The 19151-nt window shown below is 41.2% G+C and carries 18 protein-coding genes and 1 tRNA gene; 3 read left to right on the forward strand and 16 right to left on the reverse strand.

Annotated elements, in window-relative coordinates:
• Positions 1-47: 47 nt before the first annotated feature.
• Positions 48-329: a hypothetical protein gene (locus ACX6CI_RS12745; RefSeq protein ID WP_458774029.1), complete on the reverse strand. Its 282-nt coding sequence runs from the start codon at positions 327-329 to the stop codon at positions 48-50.
• Positions 330-798: 469 nt separating this feature from the next.
• Here ACX6CI_RS12745 and ACX6CI_RS12750 point away from each other — a divergent pair, with 469 nt between their 5' ends.
• The 3 genes from ACX6CI_RS12750 to ACX6CI_RS12760 are packed head-to-tail and all read left to right on the forward strand — an operon-like array spanning position 799 to position 3687.
• A complete protein-coding gene (locus tag ACX6CI_RS12750) occupies positions 799-1830 on the forward strand; it encodes a tyrosine-type recombinase/integrase (RefSeq protein WP_458774030.1) in 1032 nt (343 codons plus the stop codon).
• A gap of 5 nt (positions 1831-1835) precedes the next feature.
• Positions 1836-2861, forward strand: coding sequence for a RelA/SpoT domain-containing protein (locus ACX6CI_RS12755; RefSeq protein ID WP_458774031.1), 1026 nt, complete (start codon positions 1836-1838; stop codon positions 2859-2861).
• A 58-nt stretch (positions 2862-2919) separates the two neighbouring features.
• Positions 2920-3687, forward strand: coding sequence for an NYN domain-containing protein (locus ACX6CI_RS12760; protein ID WP_458774032.1), 768 nt, complete (start codon positions 2920-2922; stop codon positions 3685-3687).
• Positions 3688-3801: 114 nt separating this feature from the next.
• Here the strand turns inward: ACX6CI_RS12760 and ACX6CI_RS12765 are convergent.
• The 15 genes from ACX6CI_RS12765 to ACX6CI_RS12835 all read right to left on the reverse strand — a co-directional run bounded on the left by ACX6CI_RS12765 (position 3802) and on the right by ACX6CI_RS12835 (position 19135).
• Positions 3802-3877, reverse strand: a tRNA-Arg gene (locus tag ACX6CI_RS12765).
• A 272-nt stretch (positions 3878-4149) separates the two neighbouring features.
• Entirely contained in the window at positions 4150-5400 is a 1251-nt protein-coding gene (locus ACX6CI_RS12770) for an O-antigen ligase family protein (RefSeq protein ID WP_458774033.1), read from the reverse strand.
• Positions 5401-5406: 6 nt separating this feature from the next.
• Positions 5407-6993, reverse strand: coding sequence for a tetratricopeptide repeat protein (locus ACX6CI_RS12775; protein WP_458774034.1), 1587 nt, complete (start codon positions 6991-6993; stop codon positions 5407-5409).
• Positions 6994-7117: 124 nt separating this feature from the next.
• Positions 7118-8332, reverse strand: a complete 1215-nt coding sequence (locus ACX6CI_RS12780; protein ID WP_458774035.1) for a polysaccharide biosynthesis tyrosine autokinase — start codon at positions 8330-8332, stop codon at positions 7118-7120.
• 107 nt (positions 8333-8439) lie between these two features.
• Entirely contained in the window at positions 8440-9960 is a 1521-nt protein-coding gene (locus ACX6CI_RS12785) for a GumC family protein (protein ID WP_458774036.1), read from the reverse strand.
• 8 nt (positions 9961-9968) lie between these two features.
• Positions 9969-10856 (reverse strand): polysaccharide biosynthesis/export family protein, encoded by an 888-nt coding sequence (locus ACX6CI_RS12790; protein ID WP_458774037.1) that lies wholly within the window; start codon positions 10854-10856, stop codon positions 9969-9971.
• A 275-nt stretch (positions 10857-11131) separates the two neighbouring features.
• Complete coding sequence (locus tag ACX6CI_RS12795) at positions 11132-12328, reverse strand: outer membrane beta-barrel protein (RefSeq protein WP_458774038.1); 1197 nt, start codon at positions 12326-12328, stop codon at positions 11132-11134.
• A 186-nt stretch (positions 12329-12514) separates the two neighbouring features.
• Positions 12515-13012: a hypothetical protein gene (locus ACX6CI_RS12800; RefSeq protein ID WP_458774039.1), complete on the reverse strand. Its 498-nt coding sequence runs from the start codon at positions 13010-13012 to the stop codon at positions 12515-12517.
• A gap of 76 nt (positions 13013-13088) precedes the next feature.
• On the reverse strand, positions 13089-13781 hold the full coding sequence (locus tag ACX6CI_RS12805) for a tyrosine-protein phosphatase (RefSeq protein WP_458774040.1): 693 nt from the start codon (positions 13779-13781) through the stop codon (positions 13089-13091).
• A complete protein-coding gene (locus ACX6CI_RS12810; protein WP_458774041.1) occupies positions 13778-14359 on the reverse strand; it encodes a hypothetical protein in 582 nt (193 codons plus the stop codon). Before ACX6CI_RS12810 ends, ACX6CI_RS12805 begins: the two co-directional genes overlap by 4 nt.
• 24 nt (positions 14360-14383) lie before the next feature.
• A complete protein-coding gene (locus ACX6CI_RS12815; RefSeq protein ID WP_458774042.1) occupies positions 14384-14953 on the reverse strand; it encodes a HAMP domain-containing protein in 570 nt (189 codons plus the stop codon).
• Positions 14954-15562 (reverse strand): SurA N-terminal domain-containing protein, encoded by a 609-nt coding sequence (locus ACX6CI_RS12820; RefSeq protein ID WP_458774043.1) that lies wholly within the window; start codon positions 15560-15562, stop codon positions 14954-14956.
• A gap of 197 nt (positions 15563-15759) precedes the next feature.
• The gene (locus ACX6CI_RS12825; RefSeq protein ID WP_458774044.1) at positions 15760-16851 is read right to left on the reverse strand and encodes a VanZ family protein; all 1092 of its coding nucleotides are present in this window, start codon (positions 16849-16851) and stop codon (positions 15760-15762) included.
• A gap of 29 nt (positions 16852-16880) precedes the next feature.
• On the reverse strand, positions 16881-17990 hold the full coding sequence (locus ACX6CI_RS12830; RefSeq protein ID WP_458774045.1) for a glycosyltransferase family 4 protein: 1110 nt from the start codon (positions 17988-17990) through the stop codon (positions 16881-16883).
• Positions 17991-18001: 11 nt separating this feature from the next.
• Positions 18002-19135: a radical SAM protein gene (locus tag ACX6CI_RS12835; protein WP_458774046.1), complete on the reverse strand. Its 1134-nt coding sequence runs from the start codon at positions 19133-19135 to the stop codon at positions 18002-18004.
• Positions 19136-19151 lie beyond the last annotated feature (16 nt).

Consider the following 19151-nt stretch of genomic DNA (forward strand, 5'->3'; position numbering starts at 1 on the left):
ATGCTTGCGGGGCATTATGGCTTTACATCCTTCCATTATCATTCAATTCACATTCCGGTCAACTGCTGCCTAACAAAGCGCTTCAAAAGTAAAAGATCTGCTCTGTCTACAATCCCGTCCTGATTCAAATCATCCAGAGTCTCTAATCGCCAGTCATCATATCCTCCTAGCTCCAGTGTTCCACAGGACACCTTCCCGTCTTCGTTATCTCTGTAACTAAATTGATTGCCACCGATCTGTGCGTCCTGTCCGTACAATACCTCTCCTTCAGTCGGACAATCGATCGTGACACCACCACCATCGTAGCAACTGTTTTGGTCAGTCTTCACAATGAGAGACCCACCACTACATGAGTCTGAAAAATTTGTACACCCTATGCCAACTACAAGAAAACAGATAAAAGCACATTTCGTTGTTTGTCCCAAAACACTCCCCTCTATTATTTTTTCTTACAACATGAGATATTGCTGTGTGAACACGACCTCAATCAATTCTGTGGGGAAATGAGATGAGATATGTTTTTGCTATTAAACTGACTCGTTTTGAACGTTTCAGGCGTAATAAATACAGGGTAAATGTGTAAATAACAGGGACGAAATAAGGAAATATGTACCTACCAATAGATGTATTTGCGGTAGTGCAAATGCTCATTGAAGAGGTGTAGTGCTTTTGAGAAAATACCAATGTCTTGGACTGTAGACATCTTCGGTCATAGTCCTTCCTGCGTTAGCAAAAACCACCAAAAATAAGGTGAGTAATAGTTGGGGAATGATGTTTATCCCTCCCAGGAGGTTTTATATGAGCGCTTATCTTGTAGAGCAGAAGGGATGGCGGTACGACTTCATGATGAAGGGCGAGAGATACACTCAAGCATGGTTCAAAACGAAAAGAGAGGCCAAGGAAGCGGAGCAAAAGAAACGAACCGAGCTGGGCAAACCGATCTCAACCGACATGGACTTCTTGGAGCTACTTAATTTAAGACTAGATGAGGTCAAACAACGATTATCACATGAACATTATATGGACACTCTATACCACGCACGACGTTGGGCTGATAAATGGTCAGGATTAACTTGCTCAGAAATAACAATCGAGTTAATTACATTCCTTAGGGATGAGAGAAGTTTAGTTTCTAATCAAACAGCAAATAAGGAACTACGTTATCTGCGCTCTCTTTTCAATTGGGGGATGCGTAAAGGATACATTACAATCAACCCTGCACTCAATGTTGATATGATGAGGGTCGAGAAAAAAGAGGTCTATGTCCCTCCAATTGATGATATCAAGAAGGTGTTTGCTGTAGCATCTCAAGAACATAGAGACTACTTACACTGCCTTCAAGACACTTTTGCTAGATCCAGAGAAATCAACAATTTGAGATGGCAAGATATAGACTTCGAACGTAACACTGTAACGTTATATACTAGAAAGAAAAAACATGGGACTAAAACGCCTCGAATCATTCCAATGACGGCAAAGCTCCGTGAGGTACTTTGTCGTCGTAATGATTCGAGAGATCACAGTATTCAATGGGTCTTTTGGCACAGATATTATTCAAAAACACAGGGTAAAACAGTCGTAGGCCCTTATAAAGACAGAAAAAAATTCATGAAAACACTCTGTAAAGACGCTAATGTGAAGTATTTTCGTTTTCACCCGCTACGACATGCAGGAGCAAGTTTCATGGAAAGTATCGGTGTTCCAATTTCACATATCCAGGAAATTCTAGGACATGAAAATCGAAAAACAACTGAAGGCTACATTCATAGTACTGGTATAAACAAGGTAACAGCAATCGATAAATTTGAAGATGCTTGGTCAAAGGTTTAATAATCATGGAATGGATAGAACCAGAATACTCAAAAGAGCGTGTAAAAAAGGCTGGAAAAAGTATTTTATATGCAGACCTTGATAGCCCAGAGTTTCTCCAAGCCCAATCGGTTTTTCATAACTGGAGAGCTGCACATGCTTTCCCAATGCAGATCATGCTAGATCTTCTTAGAAAGAATTCCAGACGAATAGATAAAACTGCATTAGTAGTACAACGGCTAAAACGTAGTGGATCTATTTTCAACAAGCTCGAACGTGAATCCAGTATGAGTCTAAGCCGAATGGAAGATATTGCTGGTTGCAGAGCTGTAGTTTCAAATACTGAACGAGTGTATAAAATTTATGGCAAATTATTAAAGAGCAAAACGAAGAATATACTTTACCGAGAACGCGATTACATCGCTAAGCCTAAAGAATCAGGTTATCGAGGTCTTCATTTAGTCTATAAATACAATGGGACTAAGCAGAAATACCAAGGATTGCCTGTTGAGCTACAAATTCGAAGTAAAGTACAACACTCCTGGGCAACTGCCGTAGAAGTAGTCGGTGCATTCACCAATCAAGCATTAAAAGCAAGTATAGGCGATTCGGAGTGGCTAGACTTTTTCAAATATACAAGTATAGAATTTGCAAAATTAGAAAATATACTCGCTAATCCAAACTCAGAAATTGTTGACCACAAAAAACAACTTGTTTCATTAATCAGTAAGTTAGAAGTAGAAAAAAGTTTAAGTGCATTTAACGTAGCTGTTCAGACCTTAACCTCTAAAAAGAAAAAAAATGCCAGCTATTATATTTTGAAACTAAATATGAAAACTCGGATGTTAAGCCACTACACGTTTAACAAAACGCAATTGGACGTTGCCACTGCTTTTTACGATGCACAGGAAGAAAGATATAGAGACGACCACAGTGTCAATTTAGTTATGGTTTCAGCAAATTCACTGCAGGATCTAAAAAGAGCTTATCCAAATTACTTTTTAGACACAGTATACTTCAGTAGGTATTTATCTTTAGTGATAAATAATTAGGGATAAATAATCATCAGCATTTATCGTATGAGCGAATTTAACAAGGTAAACAAATATAATGAAAGACAACCATACCGAAAAGAAAATTGCCGTTCTCATAGATGCAGAAAATGCTCAGTACACAATCCTTGATGCTGTATTATCAGAACTATCTAAGTTTGGTCACATTATTGTCAAAAAAGCATATGGAGATTGGAGTACACCACATTTATCCAATTGGAAAAAAACATTAAATGAGCTTGCCATTAACCCAATCCAACAGTTTTCTTACACACAAGGGAAAAACTCATCAGATGCAGCAATGATTATTGATGCAATGGACTTGTTGTATTCAAACAAAGTTGATGCTTTTGCACTAGTCACTAGCGATAGTGATTTTACTAAACTAGCATCACGATTAAAAGAATCTGAAATATTTGTTTTTGGTGTTGGTGAGAAAAAAACACCCACAGCTTTTAGAAATTCCTGTGATAACTTTATCTTAACAGAAGTGTTAAGAAAATTAGACATAGAGAAAGAACAACAAAATGGAACAGATAGTCCACCAGAATTGATTCCTCAAACAAAAAAAGCATTATGCCAAAATGCCCAACTAATCAGATTATTACGTGATGCAGTGAGTGAATATGCTGATGATGATGGCTGGACTGCACTAGGCGCATGTGGCAGCTTAATCAAACGCCAACAACCTGACTTTGACTCGAGAAGCTATGGCTATGAAAAACTTTCTACTCTTATAGAAACAACAAATTTATTCGATATTGACAGAAGACAGTCCACTGATAAGAAAATTAACCAGATTTATATTAGAGATAACCGTGCGTAAACTCACACATACACTCACACATAGTGAGGTGAGGAAGATGTTACAAAGATTCACTTCAGACAAACAGCAAAGGACTAACAAGCTGAAATCACTTGATAGTCCTTTATATAAAACTGGTACCCCCGATACGATTCGAACGTACGACACCAGGATTAGGAATCCTGTGCTCTATCCCCTGAGCTACGGGGGTATACCTTTTATTTTCAATAACTTGTGTGGTTCTACAACTCGTTTTCAATAATACTTTAGAAGGTGTTGGGACAAACAAGCAACCATTGAACCAAGATCAAGTTGATGTTTTCTTTGAATATTTACCCTAACTGCCTAATCTGCTAGCATTATTTGTGAAAGACGGAACGGACTATATACCACTCCACGAATTAAATCTACACAATTCTATCCTTAAACCCCACAATATTCAGTCATCTCCATTGAAGCAAAGGATATAAATTTCAATTCTTACTATTTACGCTTTAGCACAGGTCCACCAACAACAATAGCCACAAGTACTATAAAGAGAATCGCATTTGCTGGTATATGTAAATTAAAATCTACCAAAGAATGGGCAAGTATGGCCACAATACCCGCCATTGCACCGAGGGTAATTCCCCATGTTTGACGGGATTGTGATTTGAGTTTGCGAAAACCGGGTATGAAAATGGCATATAAGGTCCAGAGCATGATGGGGATGAAAAACACACCAAGTTCTGAGAGATACTGCAAATAATCATTATGTGCGTAGTAAAACCTGGAAAGCGTACCTGGAAGCTGAAATTGAGGGAAAATCGTAGCATAGGTCCCCGGACCAGAGCCAATTAGAATATGTTCTTTAATCATCAGTATTGTACTCTCCCATATAATCATCCGCCCTCCCATACCGAGTCGTACATCATCATCAGTAAGTGAAAAAGCGCGATCAAATAAGGAAGATCCTGCCAAAATAAATATCCCGACAGTAAGGCCTGCCGCACCAAAGACTAGAAGGAGTTTCTTTTTTCTGAACTTTTTATGAAAGGCTAGAACTAGTACCATAAAGGATAGTCCAATGGCCAAAGAAAACCATCCTCCTCGGGACAGGGTCAAAACATGACACAGCAACAGAAAACCCACGACCACATAGAGCCCAAGAAGAGCAAATCCCTCACGAGCACGGGTCAGAAACAATACAAGTGCAAGTGGAATTGTCATCTCCAGATACCCGGCCATATGATTGTGATTACCATAAACGCCCGAGAGAAACTCCTGAGGATAGTGTAACTCATCATACTGCCAGAGCGGCAACGTCAGACCAAATATCTTGAAAAAACCTATAAGGCATAGGAGACAAGCAATTCCAACAATTACAGAGACAAGCTCTCGTTGATCATCCCTTGAACGGATGCAATACAAGGTAGAGAAAAATATTGCTACATAGCTTACAAGCTGAGTCAACGCATCAAGTGAATCCGCTCTACCCTGAGTGAATATAAAAGAACAACTGAACAAAAATATTATACCGATCAACGGCCTGTTCAGGCGTAATCTCCGAAACTCTGGTTTAGAAGTAACTCCCTTTTCCAGCAATAACAAACCAACCATGAGAATGGCAAAAACAGAAATAAGGGCTTGGTGCCAGGGAAATACAGAGCCCCGCAAAAGTGGTGTAACAATAAGTAGAATATACAATAGATATTTAACAATGACCTTGTATGGGGAACGCAAATCTAATTCCATAATTCTTTACTGGGCCCCCAACTTCGTCTCAAGGCGCTTACGTACTTCCAAGCCTCTTTTGTCTTCTGGCTTTAGTTCCAGCGCCTTCTGCACATATGTAAGTGCTGTCTCAAAATTATCCCCCTGTTCAAAAACATAGGCCATATTCAGGTAAAATCCTGTTGTGCTGGGTGATATTTTAATTGCGCGCTCCCAATCTTGCTGAGCCATGTCATATTTTTTCTGATGATATCGTGCCCATGCCCTGTGACTTAAATGCCAGGCACTCACTTTCTCCGAAACATCTATCGCCACGGTGACAGCTTGCTCGGCCTGGGTATATTTCTTCTGATTATACAACGCCTTGGAAAACTGATAATGATATTTACTTTTTGTAGGATCTAGAACCGTAGCCCTCTGACTGCGCAATTCCATAGTATCCCAATCCTTTAACTTTTCAGCAATTCGAGACTGGAGGAAATAGCTTTCAGGAAGGTATTTTGGGGAATCGATACGAATCAGGTTTGATATCGCCATCTGATACTTGTCCGATTCGATCAGAGCGAGCGCGCGTAAAATACGTACATAATCATTGAGTGCATATTCATTCTCAGCATCAGTCATCAGCTGTATGAATTCAGGATAACGCTTCTCACGATTATAATAGCTCCAGATTTGGCGCAGGCGATTCTCCCTCTCTTTTGTCTTCAAAGAGTCTAAAAATGCTACCCTCGCCTCCTCTATCTGCCCATTTTTAAGATAGAGGCGTCCAAGTCGAACATAATATGAAGAGATATCTTTATTAGGCGAAGGCTTTGGTATCGCTTGAGTATAAAACTCAATGGCCTTTGATAAATCGCCCTCACGTTCGTAGATATCTGACAGCCCCTTTAAGGCGTTGTTCGTATAAATATCCTGATCTATGGCATCTTGAAAAGAGGTCTTCAACATCTCATTCATAGCCATTGAATAAAATGGCTGATTGAGAAGTTGAAAATAGATTGGTGGATAATGCCTCACAGACTCACCTACTATCTCCTGAAGCTCCTCTGTCATATTCTTGCGATGGTAGTATTTGGTCAACAGGGAGAAGGTGTAAAGATTCGCAGGCATCTTAGAGCGTAACTGCTCAAAGAGGGGAAGGACCTCGTGATGAAATTTTTTCTTATGCAGGTAGGGATAGACATTCTCAAGGCCAATTGTCGCACGAACTAGCCCTGTAAAGGCATCTACATTATGGGGATCGTTATCAATGGCAAGCCGATAAAAGCGATCAGCCTGCTCCATACGTTCAGCGTATACAGAAACTTTTTTTGCGGCTTCGGCTTTTAATACATTAATATTCCCAAGACTGACATTTCGTAACACCAGATCTCTTTTAAAGAGTAAAGGCAGACTCAAATGGTCTGCCTTTTGTACATAGTCTTCAGCAATATCGATTTTGCCAGATGTGATGGCATCCATACCACGTTGATAGTTAAACCTGCTCAACAACTGAACAATACACAATCCTAGCACAAGAAGAGATACAGCGGCGAGCACCATGTATATGGGTTGTTTTGCTACCTTGGGTTGAGGGTCGCTCCCATCTTCACGAAAAGATTTCAAATCCACCTACCACACATGAGAGCCTCATACCAAACAAGCTATAAAATAACACCTAAGCTGAAGACTCTTAAAAATTTATCAATCCAGAACAACTACAGGGCAGTTGCCTAATAGCTTATTCGAAAAACTGTTAACTGCCATAATATGACTGATAGTATTTATAATAGGAACCCTTAGTCATATCAGCACGATTGAGCAGTACACCAAGTATATTAGCGTTTGCATTCTTCAACTGCGATGTGGCATCTTTGACGATTTTCTTATCGGTCTTTCCAGCCTCCACTACCAGTATCACACCATCAACCTGTGGTGACAAGAGCAGTGCATCGCTTGCGGGGATAATTGGTGAGCTATCTACAATAACAACATCAAATTTATTACATAAAAACTTGAGCAGATATTGGGTGCGGATTGATCCAATGAGCTCAGAAGGATTGGGAGGGATACTGCCAGCGGGTAACAGATATAGATTTTTCTCATCTGTCTCCATAATATTCTCGCCAATGTTTTCTTTAATAAACGACGCGGTATGCTCAGAGGGTAACAGTTCTTTTGAGAGTTGGGTAAAATCCATAGAGCCGTATGATGACACCTCAATATCATCTTCCTGAATGGAACGCACCACAAAATCACCATCCTCCATATCTGTGGCAACCCTAAACGCCTCCATAACCTGTATGGATAAGATCTTATTTAAGTCCTTCTCTTCCACAAGGCCAAGGGTAAGAAGCACAGCCCCCAACCTTCTCACTGATTTTTTCTGGTGCCCAAGGGCTAACTCGGCCTCATTCTTGGTGATGAGCTTTTCCTGGAGCAGAATATTAGCAAGCTTTTTTGAATCTGGACGATTCTTCCAGTACACATCTACCAACTTTCCTTTGAGGAAAAAGAGCTCCGCCTCTTTTTTACCATTGGAAATATTCATCACACAGGTGCGTAACTGCAGGCCAATTAACTGAATCAGGTCACGTATTCCATAATCCGCAACCTTGCCAGAGTCTACATGTCGTCCAAGAACATCAGCGATGATATTAGATACCCCAGTTGCCTTTTGCACACCAAACCGGATTGAAAGACCCGGTTTTCGTAAATCTGCATCAACCATTAACACAGACTTACCGGTCTGTGCAATTGTGTAGGCCAGGTTTGCAACTGTAGTGGTTTTCCCCTCACTCTGCAGAGAGCTGGTAACAACAAGAGAGCTTAAATTCTTCTCCATCAGTGAGAAATGAATATTGGTTCGCAGTGTCCTGTAGGACTCTGCATATCTTGATTTTGAAGAAAAATTGACCAGTAATGTTTCACGGCCGGGTATATCTTTTTTGGTGGTTCGTAGTTTTAGCATTAGTACCTTACTCCGGAAAATCTGTAATAAAAACAGGTAGCGCAGACTCCGAGAAACCTGAACTATCTTGATATCAAATTGTCAGGGACAAAACCCATTTAACCGGGCTAAAAGTAATCGCCACCCTCTGATTTATCAGCCATCGGGATAACAGATAAAACCGGCAATCCAAGGAAGTTTTCCACGTCTTCTTCTGTCCTGAATGACTGATCGATATACTCCAAAAAGAAGGCAAGGCCAACACCACCAAAAAGTCCAAGTATTAAAGCCAATAGAACATTTTTGGCCTTATTGGGTTTTACAGGAGACATTGGTACAGACGCCATCTCAACAATTCTGATATTGGAAGAGGCACCACTGGAAATAACACCAGATTCTTTCACCTTAGTAACCAGAGTATCATAGAGTTTCTGACTGGTATCCATATTCCGCTGGAGTATGGTGTAGGTCAGTTCCTGACTACTTGTATCAAGAGCATCCTGTTCAAACTCACCCAGGTTGTCTTCCATCACCTCTTCACGATTTTGCAGTATTGTCTTTTGCACCCTCAGGTTCTCGATCTCTTTATTGAGCTCAACCTTCAGCTTTGACCGTACCTTATCAATCTCCTCAGTGACCTGGAGAATCTTTGGATGTTTGCCTTTAAACACCTTACCCAACCTGGATTTTTCAAGCTCGAGGGAGGTAAGATTAGAATAGATATTATCTATGGAACTATTATCCAGAATAGAACGCAGATAACCAATATCGGCACCGTCCTTCATCTGTTTAGAGATCTCACCAAGTTTGGCCTCAATTTCCTGCCGTCTTGTTTTTGTTAAGAGAAACTCGTTGTTCAGCTCAGTGATTTTTTGGTCAATGACCTTTTGCTTTCCTTCAAGGGAAAACACCTTGTTTTTCTGCTTGTATTCATAAAACTTGCGCTCATCATCTTCTAAACGCTTTTTCAAGGAATATACTTCCTTGTTGAGCCATTCAAGATTCTGGTTGTCTGAGTCCAGTCTTGTGGCCAAGTCAAACTCTATATATTTCTTCGCAAGCATATTTGCGAGCAATGCAGCCATCTCAGGGCTCGCATCTAACACCTTTATGGCGAGAAGCCTTGTATCCCTAACGTTAGAAATGACGACTTTTTTCTGAAGCTCAGCTACGAGAAGGTCTAACTCTTCCTGTTCCGTCAGTTCATGTTGCTCAATATTTAAAAGAGTCTTGATGTTAGCCTTTATGTTCTTAACACCATCTTTGACCTGGGCTAAAAGCGCCTTGATTATCCCCTTTAACCCACCAGCTTCTAATTCCTCTGTGTCGTGGCCAGCCTTTTCCAGGTCTGCCAACAGGTTTTTAATCACTGGCTTTGATTTAATAAGGGCAAAATGGGTGTTAAAGTTTAGCATCTGTGACTGGTAGTTTTCAAAATCCACCCTGTCACCAGTAATAGGCGAGGTCGATGTCTCTTTTTCCACTGCCATTCTTGATGATGCCTCGTATATAGGAGTCATCAACACACTTGCCACTGCAGTGGCGAAAACGGTAATAACTAAGAACGAGGTGATAAGCCCCTTTCTTTTTTTAATCACATTCCAGTAATCTGAAAGATGAATCACCTGTACCTTGTTTTCCTGTTCCATTTTATCTCCTATAGCCATGACTCAGGGACATGTACACGATCCCCTGGCAGTAGAGGTACATCAGGGATATCACCTTTGATTACATCTTCTAAATCAATCTTAATCACCTTCTGCTCTCCATTTTCCAACCGTACTATTGTCGTCCTGTTGGGCGCAGCATACTTATCAAAACCTCCTGCCATAATACAGAGGCTTAAAACCGTTAAACCCGGTTGATACTCATACAGATCTGGCTTTTCAACCTTACCGGAGACATACACTTTCAGCTCGCTCTGGTTCTGTCCCTTGGCAAGGGGTATATAGACAGAGTCACCGGGAACAAGTGCAATATTATGACTCATATCACCAGAATCCAGTAACTTGAGTAGATTAACCTTTACAGGTTCAGAACTTTGATCACTCTCCCCAGAAGCCTTACCATCTATCGCTCCATCACGAAGGATATAGGCAATATTACCACGGTCAGCAGTTACGCCTTCCGCCTTTGCGATAAGGTCCATTATCTTCGTGGCAGCCTGCATGGTATATTTCCCTGGCTTTTTTACAGCACCTGAGATTGAAAAGTTCAAACTCTGGTACTCCTTAATACGGATATGTACCTGGGGGCTGACAAAAAAATCCTGCTCCAAAGGACCGACAACGGCTTCTTCAAGCTGGCTGATGGATATTCCCTCGGCCTTGACCGTTCCCAAAAAGGGAAAGTTGACCGTTCCATCGTTTGACACAGTCAGATCAACAGCAACCTGCTCCTCACCTCCGGCAAAAACGGCGACCGAAATCACATCCTTCGGGCCAATTTTATACCCGTCAGCTCCATAAGCCTCTACAACTGCAAGGGATAAAAATACAACAAACAGAACCAATACCGATATCCTGTTTACGTTACTCTCTCTCATACTCGCACAACCTCCACCCAATATTTCATCCACTCACCGGAAAATAGGTATCTAAACACGAACAGGAACAACCTGACATCTCAAAAAAAAACGACGGAGAAGTAACCCTCCCCGTCGAAATGTAGTACCGTAAAACCCCATTGCTCTATAGATACAAACGAATTCTGTTGTAGAAGACTCAACACTCAGGTAAGCGTACAATGCTAAGGTGTACTCAAAACGAACCTCGCATAATATCTGACCTTCCCAGACTATTCATTTACATCTAATACTTTCTATTTACTGCCGAAATCATAAGCTACATCGAGGGTCAACATGACGAATGTATCATCATAGCTTTCCCCATCAAAATTAGAATCTCTTGATTCAACACCACCTTCAAGACCTACAGTGAGTAAGTCGAAAGCCCTGTAACTCAGGCCAATTGCGCCTAAATAGGTATCATCATCCTGATCGGTAGTTTCATAATCAGTATTCATATACGAAGCCCTGACAGTACCTTCTAGTTTCTGCCAGAGTTTATGCGCACCTTCAAAACGGGCAAAGGATGCCATATAAATCTGATCACCAGTGGTATCGTCGTTTGGCTCCTGACCTATACTTAACATCAGATAACTTTTGGAATCTGCACGAGATGTATCAGGGTCTTGTCCTATGACATCAACCTTCCAGGAGAACATGTCAGTATCGTCAATAGTGTCTACATCAAACGCCCTGTGATGATAACCACCACCAGCTAGAATTGAAAAGAAGTTAAACTGACGCTGATAATTAAGAGACACAACGTTAGAGACATAGTCGCTTGAATCCTGGTCGTAGTCCCGCTCCCATAGAGAGTAATCTAAAAATAGAGAAGAGCTGCTATTTAAGTAATAGTAGAGATCGAAGATACCTCTGTTTTCGACTGAGCTCTCAACGTCATCTTCGTCATATTCAGTGATGGTGTTTCTATATTTAACACCAAGACCAAATTTGTCAGCAAAATCGTAAATTACACCTGGCTCAAAATAATTAATGGTATATTTCTCTCGGCTGGTGGAGTTACTATTTACGTCCGCATCTGCGGGATCCCGTGTTACATACAATTGGTCATCCAGGGTCAGAGTGACACGGTCTGTGGCCATATACGTTGTATACAGCGTTCCAGTCACACCAGTGTAATCATCTTCACTCGCGTCACGTACACCATCTGGCGGAGTATCTTGATCATCGTACCAGTATAAATCAACACTCGCGTCAAGTGCCACATCCAATTTAGGTGTCTGATACCCAAGTTCTACCCCAGGTTTAACAGTATAGGTGTTAACCGACACCTCATTATCTTCAGACTTCCAAAAGTTAGAGTTGTTTTCGAAACTCGATTTAACAAACGGTTTAATAATAACCTGCCCCTTGGCCTGGCATTGCGTACTTAAAAACAGAGTGCCCGCTAAAAAACAGACAACTCCAATATATTTCTTTTTCTCACTCATCTTTACTCTCCAAAAACAGCTCTAACAATCCCCCCGATAACCGGGCAACGTACGTCAAGATAGACACCTTGTAGTAAATTCATTTGAACAAACCAACGCAACCGCAAATTTATATAAATTTACAAGGTACTACGACTCTATATGTTCACAATTACATCTTGTATTGTATTTTATGAATTGGGTGAATCAGGTTGGACTACCAGGATTAGGATTGCCACCAGGACCATAAGTGTTACCACCACGGCTTTGGGCATTCTGACGACCTTGTGCTCCTCTTCCGTTTTGTTGACCCTGACCCTGACCTTGGCCTTGGCCTTGCCCAGGAGCCTCATACGCCTCAAGGGCCGTATCAACACTTACACCAAGGGCATGGTTTGCAGCAACAAGTGCTGTTGTATCGTCTAAGCCCGCAATGGTTAAACTATCAAGAGCGGCAAGAATATCAGCGTTAAGAGCATCCTGACCACCTGCATAGTCCGGGTTTGCTTCCATAATTGCAGTTACAGCGTTTGCAAGAGCCTCTTTTGCTGCCAATTCTGGGTCTACGCCAGCTGCAATTAATGCAGTCATTTCTGCCTCAATAGCTGCCTGGTCGAGTGTGACCTCAGCCATTGAAAAAACACTGGTCATCAAGACCAGAGACACTGCAAGACACAGCATTTTCAAACCATTTTTAATTCTCATTGTTCTCTCCATCATTTGCTTTTCTCTTATATGTTTCCGTAAAACCCAAATAATTATTCAATAGTAACTGACTATGTTACTGGCTAAATCTAACTAAATCCAGGGCAGCATCCTCACCTATAAGCTTCCCTGCCCGTTTCACTGCCTTTTTCAATTGCGGCTTTCGCTTCCTGCTACAGTGAGCATCTGACGCTACATAACAACGCCCATTCCCTAACAATATAAACTCACTCATATTTTTTATTTCTTTGCCAAATTTACCGAGCAGGCTATCCCCGGTTATTTGCAATTCAGCACCGGAAAAAACAAGCTCTTGTACTATTTCTTTTTTCCCAAGAATCATATGGTTACGTTCAGGATGGGCTAGAATACACCGAACTCCTTGATTACACAACAGTTTGATGAGGTTTGAGACTCCGTCAACCAAAAACATCTCGGGCAATTCAAGCAGTAAAGCTGCTCCTTTTTCACCAAGCGTCGGGATTTGTCCTGTATTATAGCGGTCTACAAGATCAGGTCCTAATCTCACCTCACCGCCAGGCACTATTTGCACATCCACATTATTTTTTTCCAGTTCAGCATTAAACTCACGGCACCTTTCAGGAATACCTTTAAGCTGGGCTTCATATTGACCGTCAAAACAGTGGGGAGTTGCAACAATTGTTTGTATCCCATCTTTTGCTGCAATCTTTGCCATTTTAATGGCGTCCTGTAGAGTACCCGGGCCATCATCTGTACCTGGTAATATATGGCAATGGATATCAATCAATACTTTTTAACCTCTTCATGAAGGTGCATATCAACATATTTTGCGAGTATCTCAGCGGTCGCTCGGGGCGGACGAACAGAGAGAAAATGATCAATTATCGCGTGACCAAGTTCATGGGCAAGCATGCCTTCATGTACATCTTCTACGTTAAGAAACACGGTATTAAATTCGTGTGTATACCAACCCCGCACTGTGCATTTTTTCTTAAATATTTTCTCAAATGCACTATGTAACTGTTCTTCATCCGAAAAGACCCTGACACGGACCGGGCGCATTTCTTTGCGCATATCAAGGATGCGCTGCACTTTTTCAAAAAGAAGATCAACCTTTCTGGCCAACTTCTCATCGGAGTTCTTGGTTTTGGACGAACCAAAAATTGATGACAGAGAACTCCCCTTTCCAAAATCAATGGCTGAATTAAAAGCTGCCACATCCTGCTCGGCAGAAAAAATTAAGAGCGTGTGCTTTGTCTCAATCTTGTGTTTTAAACCAGCCGCACAACATACCCCAGTACTCAGAGGCCATCCTAATAAAAGCACAATGAGCAGCCGGAAAATAAAAACCTCTATTGCCGACAAACATTTCTGCATCAGCAAGCGTTGTTAGAGTTTAAATTGTGAGTCAATATTCCTTCTGCACGTATCCAATTCATCCCGAAAATCTTGAGGCAGATCCTGAGCAGCTGCAGCCTCGGAGAGTTGATTGAGCTCTCCCTGCAGCTGGGATAATTTTTCATTCAAATTACCCACCATGTTATTCAAGTTTTCTGCCACGCTACCAAACTGATCACCTTGTCTTGTTTGTATATGTTTTTGCAGATTCCCCTGAGAAATCTCTTCAAGATCTTTTTCAAAACGAAACATTGGCCCAGCAATTTTATGTGATATAAAAAGCGTCACCACAATAACAATAAGCCCCACAATCAATGTGGTAATAATATTTGTAAAAACCACAGAAGGAAGAATCGCCAGAGATGTTTTTTCGATCACCAGCTTTGAGCCTTCAAAAGAAGAGGTAAGAGTCGCCTGGGTGGTTAACATGGTAACCCCCACAGAAAGCAGTGCACCAAAGATTAACACCCCAATAAATTTCAGGATAAAGCCAGTCTGAAACTTTTTATTAATGAAGTATTGTCTTCTCTTAAAACTTCCAGCTCTTTGTCTCGCCATCATTTAGTTACCGTTTATTTTGCTGGCCAGTTCCGGGTCGTTAATCTGGATGGTTGCATCGGCCTTCAATTCTTCAATCCAGGCAGCAAGCCGCGCATTAACTTTTAGATCTGTAACTTTTACAATTAACTCCGACCACAATTCTTCCAGGGTGCCTTCTGGCAAAAACTCTTTATTCTCCTGGTAATAGGCTTCAATTTCTTCTTTGGTGACTAGCGTTGTTTTTCTCAACTGTTCGCCTTTATCAGCGAGCAGGTCACGTATCAAGGTACTTTCCCAATAACGCTGAATGGTCTGCCGAAACAACTCCCGTTGATCTAATTGCTGTTTCTTGGCCTCCTGGATAAGTAGCTGTGACTGGATGAGACCTTTCACATACTCTGTACGCGTATCCTCGGAAGGATAAAAATTGCTATCCAGTTCCGCCTCAATTTTCAGGCTGCTGTCAACCTCTTCACTGGTGATAGAGTAGTCATTTACCCGGAGTAAAAAGTCTTCCTTAACAGCAGACTCCTCAGAGCAACCAGTCAGCAAAAAAAAGACACCAATAATAGCAGCGAAAACCTTCAATAGTGCACCAACGTTATCTTCTATTTTTTTAAAAATTTGCAACAATTTACCTACATCAGGTAATGATAACAGACTGTTCCTATCAATTAAAACTTAGCTGATTAACACATATGTCCACCACAGGCAATAGGCATAAATACCCATTTTCAGGATCAGAATAGACTTTTCTTGTTACATCTGCTCAAAAACTAAAAATGCAGAGATTTTGAGCCATCTATCACTTGAAAGAGCATTCTTTCCTAATTTGTAAAAGACTGTCTGTTAGTACAAATTGTTAACAATACAATTGCACATCCGGCTCCAGCAAGGTCAATGAACACATCACCCACCAACCCACTGCGACCCTCAATAAATAATTGTATCAACTCAGAGCCACAGGCAAGTATGGTTACATCTATTAGTATTTGCCATATAGTTCTCGTGCCTCGATACAAAAACAAAACTCCACCAAGCAGACCAAAGAGCATAAAATGGGCAACCTTGGTAATATCAACACTCAACCATTTTTTCGTGCTCAATGTAGCAGTAAGATCAGCAGTAGTGGTACCACCATACTCAACAAGCTTGTCTACTGATGCTTTTGCATGACTGACAATTTCAGACTTCGCACTATTTTTGAGCGATGCAGGAACTGTCGTACCAAGAATTATTGCACCAATAACGAGGATAACAGCACAGGAAGACGTTTTGTTATCGACGCTAGCGATAATGCTAGATATAAAAACAAAAATTATAAAAACTGCCCATATCCCAAAAACCACAAACCGAACAACACTATACAGGGGATTGATATTAACCCTAAAAAGCGACAACTCTTTTACATTAAGTTCGCCGCTAGCATGACCAAGTTGTAAACTGACTATAACATTAGATACTTCTGGCAAAATATTGAAAACTTGATTGTATTCAGCCCAATCGTGAGTACCATCAAGTGCAACAACTACATGTGGAGTAGAATACATTGCCTTGCCTTCAACATATTGCACGAAAGCAACACGACCTTTCTCCCAGCCCTTAGCACCACCGATAATCCCCTCTGACTTCACAGTTGACCGCAAAACTACTCTCTCGCCGAGTAAAGCTGGATCTAACTTTTGAAACAATTGAACAGACGCAACAGAGTCAAGAACGTTTATCATAACTGACCCTACGTTATCTTTCACAATAGCAGATCTATTGCCTTCTAGCTGCCACCCGTCTAAACCACCTCTAAAGCCAGGGTTAATAAGAAGTTGCTCTCCTGTTTCAGTGTATTGATTGATGTTAACATGGACCAAGAGAGTGCAAAGACTCAATACCATGAAAATGATAGTCTTTAGAAAGGTTGACACTGACAACACCGAACTTAAAGCTTGTGCAGTTATGAACTTGAATCCAGTGCTTGCTCATACACCTTAACTGTCTGCTCAGCAATTATGAGCCAATTATATTTCTCTGCAATTTGTAGCCGATAGTCTTCTGTTTCGCCTATGGACAAACCTTTTTCTAAAAGTAATCTCATCTTTTGCAATAACTCTTCAACATCACCACATCTGAAGAATCTTTCGTCTGCAAGAGCTACTTCTTTATTAGCTGGGATATCAGAAACCAGAACGGGAAGCTGATAACTCATGGCTTCAAGTAGGGCTATGGGTAAACCTTCATGATAAGAAGGCAAGACGAACAACTGGGCATGACTAAAAACTTGATGGAGATCTTCACCTGTAATATAGCCTGTCAAAATAATACGACTATCCTGCTTTGCCAAACTCTTCAACTTACGGCTATACGGGGTATCGTGGTCTGCATCACCTGCAATCACCAGCTGGTAATCTCCAGTAATCCCAGAGAAAGCTTCAAGTAAATCATGAAGCCCTTTCTCTGGTACAAACCTTGCCACAGCAAGCACATATCTGCCAGGCACAATATTACGCTTTCTTAGAAAAGAAACATTTTCACTGATGTCAGGAAGAGTGACCCCATTATAGATAATATGCGAATTACGATTACACCTTTTCTTAACTATATCTTGGATCACCTGTGAGATAACTATAACTTCGTTGGCACATCTCCCTCCAAGCCACTCACCTAACATCAGCATTTTTTTAGCGACAAAACCCCATTTACCACGATCATAGTCAGGACCATGATTTGTCCACACAACTTTTAGGCCAAGCAATCTCGCGAGAGGCACAAGCAAGCCAGGACCAACCGCATGGACATGAACGATCTCAACCTTCTCCAAGCGAGCTTGAATTATTGCTATAAAGGTGTGAACGATTGCTTCGAGACTTTTTTTATGGGGGGCAAAGATGTGCCTCAAAGCAATTCCATGCCACTTATCTTCTTTTAACTGAACATATGGAATACGAGTCGCCAGCGACACATCATGACCTTGAACAGCAATCAGGGGATAGAGTTCCTGACAATGTTTTTCCACACCCCCAGGGATATCAGGAATTCCCCTAGTGCCGGTTACAAATATTTTCACCCCCTGGCCTCCTAATCTTTCACCAAAGGCAACGTTGTATCCGGCTTTACTCCTGAACCATCACTATAGGAAGGTAACCGTTCGAGATTTAGATCACCTTGAAGACGATTCTGTCCAACATCAAACCATGGAATATGACTGCTACAAACTTTTTGGCCCAGCAGGCTCTTCATTTTATTTTTGGCAACCCACAGCGCAGGATGTTTGATATATTTCTTCATTACTGGCGCGGCTGTTCCAACCATCCAGCAGTTCTTGGGACAACTAGCAACACGTTCTCTTACCTGTTGTGCCTTTTCACCAAACCAAATCTCCTCGAAACTCTCGACTTCACGAATATTTCCCATGCTCTGTTTCCAGATATTTTCTTCTAAACCGTTACAAGGGTACACCTCACCGTATGGTTCGACAAAGAAATTCACAACACCAGCCTCACACGGTAACATGCGTCGCCCACCGTTGATATAGTTGATCAAACCCATATTAAAAAAGGCTCGAAACCAACTTTTCGGTGCATTTTCTTTCAACAGTGCATTGATCAGTTTATCAAAATCGGCATTCACCTCTTCTTTATTGCTAATAAGATTATCTTCCTTGTGAAAATAGAACGAATTGTGAAAAGCAGCTGTGGCGAATTCAAGTTTCAGTTCACGGGATAATTCATACAGAGGGAGCAAATCCTGATGATTAAGATTTGAAACTGTCATCCCAAACCCAATATCTTTGATCCCCATTTCACTGAGTTCTTTCAATAAAGAGTAACCACGCTCAAACCCTCCAGTGCGCCCACGCAAGGAATCATTTGTCGCCTCTAATCCTTCAAGACTAACCCGTAAACCAATATTAGGGAATTTCTCTGCCAACTTCAAAACCCGATCACGATGCCAGCCTGATGTGGAAATAACTATCCGAGGCGCTTTGCGAAACATCACCTCAACTATCTCATCGAGATCTTCACGTTGAAATGGTTCTCCCCCAGTAAGATTAACAAATTTAAACTCTGGTAAAATCTCGAGTTCTTTGGGCGTAATTTCTTTTGATACATCTGTGGGATACCGCCAAATATCGCACATCTTGCAACGCATTTGACAGCGATATGTTGTTATTATCGACACATCGGTTGGCATCGGTATTTGTTCGTTCATCAATTCTCTCTGGGAA

The sequence above is a fragment of the Desulforhopalus glucosivorans genome (assembly GCF_054397165.1).

Coding starts and splice junctions, on each gene's coding strand:
- ACX6CI_RS12755 (WP_458774031.1), top strand. CDS start 1,836: ATGGAATGGATAGAACCAGAATACTCAAAAGAGCGTGTAAAAAAGGCT.
- ACX6CI_RS12770 (WP_458774033.1), bottom strand. CDS start 5,400: ATGGAATTAGATTTGCGTTCCCCATACAAGGTCATTGTTAAATATCTA.
- ACX6CI_RS12815 (WP_458774042.1), bottom strand. CDS start 14,953: ATGATGGCGAGACAAAGAGCTGGAAGTTTTAAGAGAAGACAATACTTC.
- ACX6CI_RS12780 (WP_458774035.1), bottom strand. CDS start 8,332: ATGCTAAAACTACGAACCACCAAAAAAGATATACCCGGCCGTGAAACA.
- ACX6CI_RS12790 (WP_458774037.1), bottom strand. CDS start 10,856: ATGAGAGAGAGTAACGTAAACAGGATATCGGTATTGGTTCTGTTTGTT.
- ACX6CI_RS12750 (WP_458774030.1), top strand. CDS start 799: ATGAGCGCTTATCTTGTAGAGCAGAAGGGATGGCGGTACGACTTCATG.
- ACX6CI_RS12835 (WP_458774046.1), bottom strand. CDS start 19,135: ATGAACGAACAAATACCGATGCCAACCGATGTGTCGATAATAACAACA.
- ACX6CI_RS12785 (WP_458774036.1), bottom strand. CDS start 9,960: ATGGAACAGGAAAACAAGGTACAGGTGATTCATCTTTCAGATTACTGG.
- ACX6CI_RS12795 (WP_458774038.1), bottom strand. CDS start 12,328: ATGAGTGAGAAAAAGAAATATATTGGAGTTGTCTGTTTTTTAGCGGGC.
- ACX6CI_RS12760 (WP_458774032.1), top strand. CDS start 2,920: ATGAAAGACAACCATACCGAAAAGAAAATTGCCGTTCTCATAGATGCA.
- ACX6CI_RS12800 (WP_458774039.1), bottom strand. CDS start 13,012: ATGAGAATTAAAAATGGTTTGAAAATGCTGTGTCTTGCAGTGTCTCTG.